Below are 15,658 nucleotides of genomic sequence, written 5' to 3'. Positions count from 1 at the left end.
TGTACTGCCGATTTAGTGCTGAACTTAACCGTAACGCCTGCAACAGTTTGGTACTTAGATGCTGATGGTGATAATTTTGCAATATCAACTGTAACGCAATGTACAGATCCTGGTATTGGTTACACTACAACTGTATTACCATTAACTGATTGTGATGATACAGATAACACAATATATCCTGGCGCTACTGAAACACCAAACAATGGTATTGATGAAGATTGTAACGGATCTGACTTAATCACTTTAAATAGAGATGATTTCACTCTAAGAAATGTGTCAATAATACCTAATCCTTTTAATGATAACATTACTATTAATTTACCTTTAGGTTTTAACAATAGTGATTTCACAATTAAAATATTAGACTTAAATGGACGAGTTATTATTGACAGACAATATTCAAGTATGAATAGTAGAATAAATGTTTCTGGTTTAAATAAACTAGATGAAGCTCCTTACCTATTCAAAATTACAAATAAGGAAACTGGAGCAACTATTCATAAAAGGTTAATAAAACATTAAACTGAATAAAAGCTTAAAATAAAAGGGTCGGGTTATAAATAACTCGACCTTTTTTATGTAATTAGCATAATTAATCTTGATTGTAATAATTATTTAAAAGCTTTTACAATTAAAAAATTTACCATTTTTTAATATATTGATTTTCAATTAGTTAAAATATTAAAATGCATTTCATCGATTAAATTTGTATTTCATGGAGTTTTAATCTACATTTGGTGCTTAAATAATTAGTCCCAAGCTAAATTTAACCTCTTATGAAAAAAATTACGTTTTTATTAAGGTCATGTATACTTATAGTAGGTATTCTATTTTCTTCACTTGCTTTTTCGCAAAGTCAAACATTTACATCTAGTGGAACATTCGTAGTTCCTGCAGGAGTAACATCAGTTAACGTTGCTGCATGGGGTGCAGGTGGCGGTGGTGCTGATGAAGCTAGTAACGATGGCGGCGGCGGTGGCGGCGGTGGCGGTTTCCGTGGTGGAACAATAGCTGTAACACCTGGAGATAATATTACAATAACAATTGGAAATGGTGGTGCTGGTGCTACATCAAATGGAAATGATGGAGCCAACGGAGGAAATACTATAGTTACTCATACAATTGGAACAATAACCGCAAATGGCGGTGATGGTGGTTTAACCTCCCCAGGAAGTGGTGGTTTTGGCGGTAATGGTGGCGGTGGTTCATTCACTGGTACTGTAACAAGTCAATTAGCATTTAGTGGTGGTAATGGTGGTGATGGTGATGACGACGAAGGTGGTGCTGGCGGTGGTGCTGCTGGCGATAGTGGTAATGGAAGTAATGGTGCTGATGCTGCCGGTAATTTTGCTCCTCCAGGTGGAGCTGGTGGAACAAACAATGGTAATGGCGGCACTGGTAATGGTGGTAATGGTGGTAATGATAATGATGGTCAAGATGGTGAAGATTATGGCGGTGGCGGTGGCGCATCAGGAGATGGAAATGGAACTGGTGGTGATGGCGCCCCAGGTCTAGTAGTTCTGACATGGACCGTAACACCAACACCAGAAATAAATATACAAGGAAACGGTGTTGATATTACTGATGGAGATACAACCCCAATTGCAGGCGATGATACAGAATTTGGTTCAATAGCTAACGCTACAACTTTAGACCATACATTTACAATTCAAAACTTAGGAACAGCTACGTTAAACTTAGATGGCATACCAGATATTGTAGCAATTAGTGGTAATGCAGCTTTTAGTATTGAAACACAACCTAGTGCTAGTTCTATTGCTAGTGGTGGTGGCGATTTAACTTTTGTAGTTAGATTTGCTCCTACAGTTGATGTTACCAATGCGCAAGCAACCATATCTATTGATAGTGATGATGCTGATGAAGATCCATACACTTTTGTAGTTCAAGGTTCCTCATTTACACCAGTTCCAGAAATAAATATACAAGGAAACGGTGTTGATATTACTGATGGAGATACAACTCCAATTGCAGGCGATGATACAGAATTTGGTTCAATAGCTAACGCTACAGTTTTAGATCATACTTTTACAATTCAAAACACAGGAACAGCTACGTTAAACTTAACTGGTGGAGTTCCTTTAGTTGATATTAGTGGAAACGCAGCTTTTTCTATTCAAACACAACCTAGTGCAAATAATATTACTAGTGGTGGTGGCGACTTAACTTTTGTTGTTAGATTTTCTCCAACTGTTGATGTTACTAATGCACAAGCAACAATATCTATTGACAATAATGATTCAGATGAAGACCCATACACTTTTGTTGTACAAGGTTCTTCATTTACTCCAACTACAGAAATAAATATACAAGGTAATGGTGTTGATATTGCTGATGGAGATACAACTCCAATTGTAGGTGATGATACTGAGTTTGGTTCAATACCAACTTCTTTAACTGTTGATCATACTTTTACAATTCAAAATACTGGTACAGCTGTATTAAATTTAACAGGTGGAACTCCAATAGTAGATATAAGTGGTAATGCAGCATTTTCTATTTTAACACAACCAGCATCTAATACTATTGGTATTGGTGCAAGTTTAACTTTTGTTGTAAGGTTCGACCCAACCGTTATAGGTTCTAATTTTCAAGCAACTGTATCTATAGATAATAATGACGGCGATGAAAACCCTTATACTTTTGTAGTACAAGGAACTGCAACCGCTCCCGCTCCAGAAATTAATATTCAAGGAAACGGAACTACTATTTCCGATGGAGATACAACACCAATAGTTGGCGATGATACCGAATTTGGAACAGTAGCAATAGGCGCAGTTATAGATCATACCTTTACAATTCAAAACACAGGAACTACACCTTTAAGTTTAACTGGAGGTTTTCCTTTAGTTGATATATCTGGAGATTCTGGTTTTTATATTTTATCTCAACCAACGGCATCAACAATTGCTAGCGGTGGTGATTTAACTTTTGTTGTAAGATATGCCCCTAGTGTAGTCAGCACAAATGTACAGGCCACAATTTCAATTGATAGTGATGATGTAGACGAAAACCCATACACATTTGTTGTTCAGGGTTCTAGTACTTCTGGCGATCCTTTGTATACCATATATTATGAAAATTTTGACAATAATAACGGTGGCTGGACAATGTCTGATACTGGTTCAGGTTCTACTTGGGCTTATGGCACAAATGGAACTGAAACTGGTGAAGCTAATTATTGGTATACAAACTCGTATAATAATTATGCAACCAATACATCAACCTATGCAACAAGCCCTGTTATAGATTTATCTGGGTTTAACAACTTAGTATTACATATAGATGTGCGTTTCCAAACAGACGCAAATGATGGTGCTATAATAGAATATAGTACTGATGGTACAAATTGGTCAACTCTTGGAGCTACCGGTTCTGGTACAAATTGGTATAATTCTGCTAGTGTTAACGCATTAGGAAGCGTAAATGGTTGGTCTGGAGACAGTACTACACTATTTGGAGGTTCTATTGTTGCAGGAAGAAACAACTTTCATGAGTCCAAAATTCCATTACCTTCATCGCTTGCTGTACCAACCGTTCAATTTAGAGTTCATTTTTCAACCCAAACTTCAAATGGTGATGGTTTTAATTTTGATAATGTATTCATAAAAGGAGACCCAGATGTTGCATTTCCAAATCCTACAAACGGACCAGGTGGTATTACTAATAACCTAACATTATGGTTAAAAGCAGACTCTGAAATTGGAGTAACTGCTGATGGTGCTGATATTGCTACATGGAGCGATCAAGCTCAAAATAATGACGCCGTAAGTGTTACAGCCACTAGCCCAACTTTTAATAATAATGCTACTGGAAATATTAACTTTAACCCTTATGTAGATTTTGTAAAAGCCAACCAAGATGTAATGAAAGGAAAAGGTGGTTATTTTGCAAGAGAGTATTTTATTGTAATAAAAACGGATGGTATTATTGATAGACAAGTAGCTAATACACAAGCACCTATTTCTGGTAGATTTGCTAACCAAACTATGCATAGTGATGGTTCTGGTTTATACTTTGGTGCAGGTTCGCAAAGGTTTTCTAATTATGATTCTATGGTTAACCATATGGTAAGTACTGTACCACCATCTTTAACAGGTGGTATAGACCCACAAGGTTCTTATGGTAGAACATATTCTAGTGCAACAGACTCTTATGATAGTGAAGTCATTGTATTTAATATTAAAAATAATCCTGCTAACAACTTAACAGAAATTTACAAAAATGGTATTAGAATAGATAATGCTACCGGTGAAACATCGTCATTATTTGAAACGTTGCCATTTAACGAATTTTTAAATTCATACTTCTGTTTAGGTAGTGGTAGAATTTCAATAAACGGACACCCTTTTGATACATTTTTCGATGGAAAAATTAGTGAGGTTGTAAGTTATTCTCATCAAAATACATCTTTAGATCAGCACAAAATTTTATCTTCTTTAGCAATAAAATATGGAATAACATTGCACGATACAAATAGTGTAACTGCTCAAAATTTAAATGATGTAGATTACATTGATTCGCAAGAAACTGTTATTTGGGATACTGCTGCAAACGCTGGCTACAACTATGATGTTGCCGGTATTGGTAGAGATGATGCTTCAGATTTAAATCAAAAACAATCAAGTAGTGTTAATGATGAGACTGATGTAGATGGACCAATTGAAGGTATATTAAGTATTGGGTTATCTGATATTTACGATACAAATAGCGATAATCAATCAACTAACCCAACTACATTTAATGATAGAGAGTTTTTAATGTGGGGTAATGATGGTGCCGATTTGAATTTATCTGCAACTGCTATTTCGGTAGACATGAGTTCTGGTATTGCTGGTTTAACAACTCCAGTATCATTTGTTTCAATGCAACGTACGTGGAAAGTTGTTGAAACTGGTGGAGATATTCCATCTTGTAAAGTAAGAATTCCGCAAAGTGCTATTAGAAACATAACCCCTCCTGGGAGTTACTATATGTTTATATCTGACACTGGCATTTTTGATCCAACTGCAGACTATAGGGTAATGACTCCAGATGGTAGCGGAAATCTTGAAACAGACTATAACTTTAATGCTACTAAATACATCACTTTTGGTTACGCACCACAAATTATCAGAGAACGTTCTATCTATTTTGATGGTGTTGTTGATTATATTGATGTTGAAGATAATTTAGATTTAAACACAACTGAATTTACATTATCTGCTTGGATAAAAAGAGATCCTGGTACTACAAATGCATCAATTGTTTCAAAAAGAAACGCAGCAAATACTGAAGGTTACGACTTAAGAATTGATGGCTCTGGAAGATTGGCATTTACATTAAACGGAGGTGCAGTAACTTTAACATCAGGAGTAGCCATACCAGAAAACGAATGGCACCAAGTAGCAGTAATTTACAATTCAGGTAATGCAAATTTATATATAGATGGTGTTTTAGACCCTACATTAAGCGCGGTAGGTACATCTTTACCAGCTCCTGTAGCAACAACACAAAAATTCTTAATTGCAGCAGCCGATGGCTTTGACCCAAATACAACCGATTATTTTGCAGGAATTATTGATGAAGTAAGGGTATGGAATATTGCCCTAACTCCAGCTCAATTAAGGTATATTATGAATCAAGAATTATCAGAAATTACATATTTCCCTGATCCAGATGATAATACTATAGCACAAATAAAAGGAAGCGTTATACCAACAACAATAACAAATAATGAAATAAATGCCATTCCATGGGGTAATTTAGAAGGCTATTATCCAATGTCTGTTTACACCTATACTAACACCGATGATATGTCTGGAAATGGTAATCAAGGTGCTTTGAGAAACTTAAATACAGTAGATTACCAAACTGCTCCATTACCATATGAAACTCAAGCTGCAGGTTCATGGGATGCCGATGCTACATGGTTAAATAACGCAGTTCAACCGTTACCTAATTCACTATCAATTATTGATGGCACAACACCTATTGATTGGAATATTGTTGAAATAAACCATGACACTTATTTAGGTGCATCTCCAACAGCTGCAAGAAGTAGAGATTGTTCGGTAGAAGGATTAATAATTAATAGTGGTGATTTACAAGTAAACGGAGATACTGCTTCAAATACAGGTATTGGCCTTACGGTGTCGCATTACTTAAAACTTGATGGCACTATAGATTTAGAAGGAGAATCGCAATTAGTACAATTGGATAGAAGTGATTTTGATGCTACCAGTACTGGTACTTTAGAGCGTGATCAACAAGGATATTCCAATACTTATTTATATAATTATTGGTCTTCACCTGTTGCTCCTACAAGTAATTCAAATTATACTTTAACAGATATAATGACTAATGTTGGCTTCCTAACTTCAGGGTATTTTGGTACTGCTTCACCAGTGCAAAATGCAGATTATTGGATATGGAAATACGCAAATAGAGTAAATGATACTTATGCAGAATGGCAACATGTAAGAAGTACAGGGTCACTATCTGTTGGAGAAGGATTTACTATGAAAGGTCCTGGTACTGCAACACCAGACCAAAACTATATTATGCAAGGGCAACCAAATAATGGAGATTTTAGCTTACCAATAACCGTTGATAACGATTATTTAGTAGGTAACCCATACCCTTCTGCACTTGATGCTAATGAATTTATACTTGATAATATTAGCACTGTAGATGGTGGAAATAATACAACCAATGTAATTAATGGTGCGTTATATTTCTGGGATCACTTTGCAATAAACAGTCATAATATTGGTGATTACCAAGGAGGTTATGCTGTATATACCTTATTAGGTGGAACTGTTGCCATATCTACAGATACTAGAATTAATGCATCTTATGCATCTGGTACAAAATTACCAGAAAGGTATATAGCAGTAGGACAAGGATTCTTCGTTTCTGCGGTAGATGATGGTGCATTAACAGGTTTAACACAACCAATTGTTGGAGGTAATATTTTATTTAAAAATAGTCAGAGAGCTTTCCAAAGAGAACTGGTATCTGGATCTAATTCTGGTTCAATATTCTTAAAATCTAGTGAAAAATCTAAAGGTGAAACCACCACAAATGAAGACACCAGACAAAAAATAAGATTAATGTTTGATTCTCCTGATGGTTACCACCGCCAACTATTACTTGGTGTAGATGAAAAGGCTTCTAATGAATTTGATTTAGGTTACGATGCCATATTAATTGAAAGTAACCTTGAAGATATGTATTGGAATTTGGATGCAGCTAAATTAATAATACAGGCTGTAAGCGATTTTAACACTGAACAAATAATACCTTTTAGCTTGAGAATTGCAAAAGAAGGTTTAGCAATTATTAAAATTGATGAATTAGAAAATATAGCTAATGACAAAAATATTTATGTTCACGATTTAGAATTAAACACGTATCATAATTTAAGAGATAGCGAGTACAGTTTACTATTAAGTCCTGGCGAATATACTAACCGTTTTGAGATAACTTTCTCTAACAATGCTTTATTAAGTACTGAAGATTTGGATGAATCAGATTTACAGGTATATTTTTCTAATGATAAAGAAAGTATTATCGTAAATAACCCAAAACTATTAAATATTAAAACTGTTGAACTATATAATGTTCTGGGTCAATCAGTATTTAATGTAAATAATGATAACAACGAAAGTTATTTAGAATTTAAAACAAAAGAAATAAATACAGGTGTTTACATTATTAATTTAACATCAGAAAATAATACAATTTCGAAAAAGATTTTAATCGAATAGTTAAATAAAAGCAACAAAACACATTGCGAATTTAAAATTAAAGCCCTAAAACAATTTTAGGGCTTTTTTATAAAAATAAACACTTAATCGAAGTTATTTAACACTTTATCGATTATATGGAAATAAATTGTTATATTCGCTAAGTAAATAATTAGTAAAGCAAACTAATATTTATCCCAAATTAAAAACCTACTTATGAAGAAAATTGCTGTTACTATAATTATAGTATTCTCTCTCTGTTTTTATAATATAAAAGCATATGCACAGCTTCATAAAACACCAGCTTGTGGACAAAATTTTAATTTAAAATGGTCTACAAGCATGGTAAGCGATGACTATTTCTGGCCATCTGGACAACTTGAAAACACTTATACAAATGTTGATGGTTCTGGAACCGATATTACCATAAAATTTACAGGCGAAACGAGTACATTAGGTTTTTGGGCAGGACAAACACCAAAAGTTGGTACACAATCTAGTTACTTATATAAGGCTATAGATTTACTATCAAACGGGTTTTCAGGTTCAGGAATTACCTGTACAATAATATTTAGTAAACCTATATATGCGTTTTCTTTTGATATACATCATGTAAACGTGTGGGAAGCCAATGGAGACAAATATGAATTTACTGGGAAAGATCAAGACGGAAATATTATTTATCCAGAATTCACAAATTCTTCAAAACCCACTTATACCTCAAATAATAATACAGGTATTGTGAACGCAACATCAAATATAACTTCTGGCGAAAATGCCATAGTAGGAGTTAACTATGCTAGTCCTAATTATATTAAAAGCGTATCATTTACTTGGGGAAATTGTGATAATTGTTCAACCAATGTACCTCATGCTACCGGTATAGGCGATTTTAGTTTTTGCACACCACAAAACTTAGATTTTGATGGTATTGATGATTATGTAAACCGTAGTGCATTTTTAGGAGGAAAATCAGAAGTTACCATGATGTCTTGGATTAAGCTAGATAGTAACTCTAGTGGTGGCGAAATTATAGGACAACGTAACTTTAGGCTATATCTCGATAACAATAAACAATTAAAAGCATTTATAAAAACTAATTCGGGCGAAGAATTAAGCTCTGTCGATTTACCTGAGGGCATATTAAAAGAAAATCTTTGGTATCACACCATTATTAAATTTGATGGTGATTCGGGTACTGCAACATTATACCTTAACGGAAATGTTATTTGGAGTTATCAAGATGATTCTTTAATTGGCACAATTATTAATGATACACCAGATTGGAATTCAGACTACGATTTTGAAATTGGCAGAAATACAGAATTTGACAATAATCATTTTAAAGGTTCTATTTACGAATGTAGAGTTTACGACAAGGCTTTAAGCCTAAACCAAATTCACCAACAAATAAATCAAGAAATAGAAAACAACAACGGAAATATTAGAGGAACTGTAATACCTAAAGATATAGATGGTTTATTATGGAGTAATCTAATTCTATATTATAAAATGAGTGTTTTAAATACTGGATTTACTCCTGATAGCTCTAATAGTAAAGAAGACGGAAATCTTAATAATATGTCCATTTTTCAAGAGAACCAAGATTACACAGCACCTCTACCATATGTTACAACATCAACAAGTACAGGTAATTGGAGTAATCCTAACAATTGGTTACAAAGTAATGAGTGGGTTATTTCGACAGAAATACCTGAACATTCCATTATCCATATTAAAGGTGATTTAGAGATTGACACTAACATATCTACTACAGGACTCATTATTGATGATGGTAGCAGTTTAAGCGTACAGAAAAACTCTGGTTTATTTAATTCTTGGTATTTAAAACTAGATGGGATTTTAGATTTAGAAGAAGAATCTCAATTAATTCAAACAGAAAATAGCACATTAGATATTACGAGTTCTGGAATACTGGAAAAAGATTTACAAGGTACTGCAGATAAGTACACATATAATTATTGGGCTTCACCTGTTGGAAAGGTTAATCAAACTACTAATAATAACAATTATGCTTTAAAAGATGTATTTACAAATATTACTTTTTTAGAAACTGGGCATGACGGAGCAATAAATCCAATATCAATAGCAGATTATTGGATTTGGAAATATATTAATAAGCCAGGAGACAACTTTGCATCTTGGCAACAAGTAAGAAGCACAGGCGATATTTCTCCTGGTGAAGGTTTTACTATGAAGGGTCCTGGCACAGGATCTATTGATGAAGAGCAGAATTATGTACTTCAGGGAAAACCAAATAATGAAAACATTACTTTAAATGTAAATGCAGGAAACGATTACTTAGTAGGAAACCCCTACCCGTCTGCAATGGATGCAGTTAAATTTATAAATGATAATAAATCAACAATTTCTGGAGTTGGATCATCCAATGGAACGCTTTACTTCTGGAAACATTGGGGTGGCGGGTCGCATATAGCAAATGATTATCAAGGTGGTTATGCTACTTTTTCACTTTCTGGTGGCGTCCCTGCAGCATCAAAAAAAACAGAAGATATTATTAATTCTACTGGCGGTACTCCTACTGATGTGCCAAATAGATACATTCCTGTTGGTCAAGGATTCTATATAACTGCTGAGACTGATGGTATAGTAAATTTCAATAATAGTCAACGTATATTTCATATTGAAGATAGCGAAACTTCAACTTTTAAGAATGAAGCTTTAAAAAGTAGTGACACAAGAATGAAACTAAGAATAGGTTTTAATTCCATAAATAACTTACAAAGACAACTACTTATAACCGTGGATGAAAATGCAACACCAGAATATGATTGGGGTTACGATTCTAAATACATAGACACCCAAATTGACGATATGTATTGGTTAATTAATAACGAAAAATTTATCATTCAAGGTACTAATGAAGTTAATGACCAAACCACTATGCCACTAGGAATTCATACAAAAACAGATGGTTTTAATACTATAACCATTGATGAATTAGAGAATACTCCTAACGATATTGAAATATTTTTACATGATAAAGAATTGAATTTATACCACGATTTAAAGCAGAGTAAATACGAAGTTTATCTTTCTGCTGGACAATATCCAAATCGTTTTGAGATTACTTTCTCTCAAGATATTACCTTAAGTACAGCAGAAAACAAAAATAAACAAATTGAAATTTATTTTTCCAATGAAAAGAATAAAATCATTATTGATAATCCTGCTTCAAGATTAGTAGAATCTGTAGAGATGTTTAATATTTTAGGGCAAACTCTTTTTAAATTTCAAACTAATACAAACAAGAATCATATTGAATATAATTCTAGCCAAATTAAAGCCGGAAATTATATTTTAAAAATTAAAACTGAGTTTGGAATGATTTCAAAAAAAGTACTTATAAATTAAATGACATAATTATTCTGTTTAATCAAAATATTTAGAGTCTTGAACAAAATCGAGGCTCTTTTTTTATGCATAAGAATCAAATTTTTAGTGTTTTTATTCGATGAAATTAATTAATTACCACATTAAAAGCCTTAAAATAATATTTTTCTTACAATTAGCTATGGTAAACCCGTAAAATATTTCATATAGGAAAATTATGTCAATAATTTATTTTGGGCTTTAAAAAAAAAGATTAAATTCAAAAAAGTTTTTTTTAACCTAACAACCAACCCTCATGAAAAAGACCCTATTAACCCTAATTATTCTGTTGAATGTAATTTTAGTTTTTCCTCAACAAATTTCAACTGCAAAAAGAGTATCAATTTCTAACCCATCAGACGCTTTATTATCAAAAATTAAACAAACTGGAATCGATTTAACCTGCGGTCCTAGATTTGTTAATAATAATCTTGAGTTAGAATTAAGTGGAGATGAATTGATGGCATTACAAAGAAATGGTATTTCTTATAATGTGTTAATTGATGATTTAACAAAGCATTATGCTGAAAAACATGCCTTAGAGCTGCCATTTGCAAAAAGTGAGTTAAATTCACTTAAAAGTAAACGTAACAAAAAAGGTGACGTATCGGCAACTCAAAAAAGTTTGAGTATTCAAGATATTCTTGTTGGTAATCCAGTACAACACGATGAATGTAGCGAAATAAACTGGACTGTACCTAGCAACTTTCAATTAGGAAGTATGGGTGGATGCTTAACTGTTAGTGAAGCCTTAGCGCAATTAGATTTGATGCGCAGCTTATACCCTAATTTAATTTCTGTTAAAACTGATGCCTCATCAACAGGGCAAACAACACACGGAAATTCTACAGGTTCAACAACATGGGCAGGTCAATCGGTATACTATGTAAGAATATCAGATAATCCTGATATTGAAGAACCATCTGAACCTGAAACCTTAATAACGGGTATGACGCATTCAAGAGAGGTAAATAGCCTAATGAATGTAATGTATTTCATGTGGTACATTCTTGAAAATTATAATAGTGATCCTTTTATTAAAAATGTAGTTGATAATCAACAGCTTTATTTTATACCAATAGTTAACCCAGATGGACTTCGTTGGAATGAAGTTATTGCACCAAACGGTGGTGGTTTACAACGTAAAAACCTTAGGCCAGGCGTTGCTGATAATGGCTCAACTAATACTTCAAATAATGTAAGAGGTGTAGATTTAAATAGAAACTTCAATTACTATTGGGGATGGGACAATGCTGGTTCTTCTCCTACTACAAGTAGTAATACTTACAGAGGGCCTTCTGCAGGTTCTGAACCTGAAACACAAATTATCCAAGATTTTGTAACTAATCATAATATTAAAGTTGCAGTAAATCATCACGGTGGATTAAATTCTATTGTAACATCATCTTACAATGGCTTTGTAAATGCTGCTGACTCTGGTAGAGAAGACGAATATGCAAAAATATGCCATGATTTAACGCATTACAATAGATACATTTATGGTTCGGCTCCTAATACCCTATACGAAGCAAATGGTGATGCAAATGACTGGATGCTTGGTGGAACACCAGTATCTTCCGGAGGACAAACAAGCTCTGGTTCTGGAAAAGATGTATTGGCTTTTGCACCAGAAAATGGTGACGACTTCTGGCCTGCACCTTCTCAAATTACACCCATAGCACAAAAGGCTATGAGAATGAATTTTCTATCTGTATTATATTCAGGAAAATTTGCTAAGCTTCATGATTTAAATACGAGTAGCATTTCTTCTACATCTGGTAATTTAACTTTTGGTGTTGAATACTTAGGAAAAACTTATGATGATATTACATTAACGGTTACTCCAGTATCTACTAATATTGCATCAATTACTTCTCCATCAGTACAATCTGGATGGTCTAAATTAGAAAGAAGAGATTTAAGTATACCTTATACGTTAAATGCTGGAATACAACCTAACGAAGAGATAAAGTTTCAAGTTACTTTAAGTAATAATGATTTTGTTATTTATCAAGCAAATTATGTAAAATACTATCAGTCAAGTATCCTTTTTCAAGATGACCCTGACGTAACTGGTACATCTAACTGGACAACATCTGGTGGTAGCTGGGGCATAACAACAGATTCTTATTCAGGTTCTGCTGCTATTACAGATTCTCCATCTGGAGCTTACAGCAATAATGAGAACAAATCTATAACTCTAAATTCAGCCATAGATTTATCTGGAACATCTCAAGCACTAGTGCAATTTTTTGCAAAGTGGGATTTAGAAAGAAATTACGATTTAGTGCAGTTAGAAGCAAGCATCAATGGAGGAAGTAGCTGGACTGCGCTATGCGGAAATTACAACAAACCAACCTCAACATTCGATACTAATTTTCACCTAAACAAAAACACAACCACTTTTAGAGAACACCAATCAACCAATGGAGATGTGATTTATGACGGAGATAGTATGGATAAATGGGTAATGGAAGAAATGTATATTAATGCCACAGAAAACAGCTTCTTGTTAGGCCAAAATAATGTACAATTTCGTTTTAGACTAAAAAGTGATAGTACAAATAGAGAAGATGATTTAACCACAACTTTTGATGGTTTTATTTTCGATGATTTTAAAATTACAAGTATCCAAGTTCCTTGTATTGCAACAACACCAACAGGATTAACAGTTGGCAATATTACAACGTCATCTGCAAGTGTAAATTGGGATGTAACAACATCTGCTACTTACGATTTAAGATACAGGGAGACAGGATCAAGCACGTGGATAGATATTACAGATATTTCAGGTACCTCTACAACGTTATCAGGACTAAATCCTTCTACTAATTATGAAGTTCAATTAAGAAGTCGTTGTACTAGTGCAACATCTAGTTATACTAATTCTAATACCTTTACTACAAGTGATTTTGTAGCATGTACAGGTACATCTATTAACACATTTCCTTACTCTGAAAGTTTCGAAGGTAGTATTGGAGATTGGTCTCAATCATCTTCAGATGATTCAGATTGGTTAATCAACTCCGGAACAACTCCATCAGCAGACACAGGACCATCTGGTGCTATTGATGGCTCAAGTTATATATTTGTTGAAGCATCAGTAGATGGAACTGGTTTTCCAAACAAACGTGGTATCATTACATCGCCATGTCTTGATTTAAGTGGCCAACTAGAAGCAACATTTAGCTTCTCTTACCATATGTTTGGAGCTGCAGATATGGGTACTATTGATTTAGAAGCAAGTAATGACAATGGAACTACTTGGACAAGTCTTTGGAGTCAATCAGGAAACCAAGGAAATACTTGGTTAAATGTTGATATTAATTTAGATGCTTATGCTGGGGGAAGTGTTCAATTACGTTTTAATAGATTTGTTGGAAGTACATGGCAAGCTGATATAGCTATTGATAATATAAATGTAACTGCATTTGATGGCGTCGATTCATCAGCTCCAGTCATTACTTTAAATGGAAATTCTCCACTAGATATTAATCAAGGTGCTTCTTACACGGAATTAGGAGTAACTGCCATAGACAATGTTGATGGAGATATTTCTGCTAACGTTATTATTGGTGGCGACACTGTAGATACTAATACATTGGGAAGCTATGTAGTTACTTACAATGTAAGTGATGCTGCAGGAAATAATGCAACTGAAGTTACACGAACTGTAAATGTAAACGAAGTATCTATTGGATGTACTGGTGGAATAGACACCTACCCTTATGCGTTTGGTTTTGAAGGCTCTATTGGAAATTGGTCTCAATCATCTGCAGACGATTTAGACTGGTTGGTTAATTCTGGAGGAACACAATCTAACAATACAGGGCCTTCTGGAGCAGTAGAAGGATCAGATTATATCTATGTTGAAGCTTCAGGTAATAATACAGGTTATCCAAATAAAAGAGCAATTATTACTTCCCCATGTTTTGATTTAACAAATGTAAGTGAGGCAACTTTTAGTTTTCAATATCACATGTTTGGTGATCCTGATATGGGAACCATTGATTTAGAAATTAGTAATGACGATGGTGCAACTTGGACTAGTATTTGGAATCAATTTGGCGAACAAGGTGACTTATGGTTATTAGTAAATGTAAATTTAAATAGCTATATCGGTTCAGGCATTCAATTAAGATTTAATCGTTTTGTAGGTGGTACTTGGAGAGCTGATATTGCTGTAGACGATATTAACTTAACTGTTGTTGAAGGTGCAGATACAATTGCGCCGGTTATTACACTTATCGGAAACGCGTCAATAGACTTAAATGTTGGTGATAGCTATACAGAAGCTGGGGCAACTGCATCAGATAATTTAGATGGCGATATTACTGCAAACATTGTTATTGGCGGCGATGTTGTTGATACTAACACAGCGGGAACATACATAGTAACTTATAACGTAAGCGATGCCGCTGGTAATGCTGCTTTACAAGTTACCAGAACAGTTAACGTCATTCCTGATACTACTGCGCCGGTTATCACACTTATCG

Annotated in this window: 4 protein-coding genes; all 4 read left to right on the top strand. The window is 34.0% G+C overall.

Annotation, left to right across the window (positions count from 1 at the left end; genetic code table 11):
* The coding region (locus tag ABD939_RS15490) for a T9SS type A sorting domain-containing protein (protein WP_345170464.1) at window positions 1–522 on the top strand (522 nt) is incomplete at its 5' end.
* A gap of 254 nt (window positions 523–776) precedes the next feature.
* The gene (locus tag ABD939_RS15485) at window positions 777–7,769 is read left to right on the top strand and encodes a choice-of-anchor D domain-containing protein (protein WP_345170461.1); all 6,993 of its coding nucleotides are present in this window, start codon (window positions 777–779) and stop codon (window positions 7,767–7,769) included.
* Window positions 7,770–7,964: 195 nt separating this feature from the next.
* A complete protein-coding gene (locus ABD939_RS15480) occupies window positions 7,965–11,144 on the top strand; it encodes a LamG-like jellyroll fold domain-containing protein (protein ID WP_345170458.1) in 3,180 nt (1,059 codons plus the stop codon).
* Window positions 11,145–11,418: 274 nt separating this feature from the next.
* On the top strand, window positions 11,419–15,658 hold a 4,240-nt coding region (locus ABD939_RS15475), incomplete at its 3' end, for a M14 family zinc carboxypeptidase (RefSeq protein WP_345170456.1).

The organism is Algibacter aquimarinus (genome assembly GCF_039543265.1).
In the GTDB taxonomy this organism is placed as follows: domain Bacteria; phylum Bacteroidota; class Bacteroidia; order Flavobacteriales; family Flavobacteriaceae; genus Algibacter_B; species Algibacter_B aquimarinus.
The sequence above is the reverse complement of the archived record's forward strand: the minus strand, read 5'-3'. Positions and strand labels throughout refer to the sequence as shown.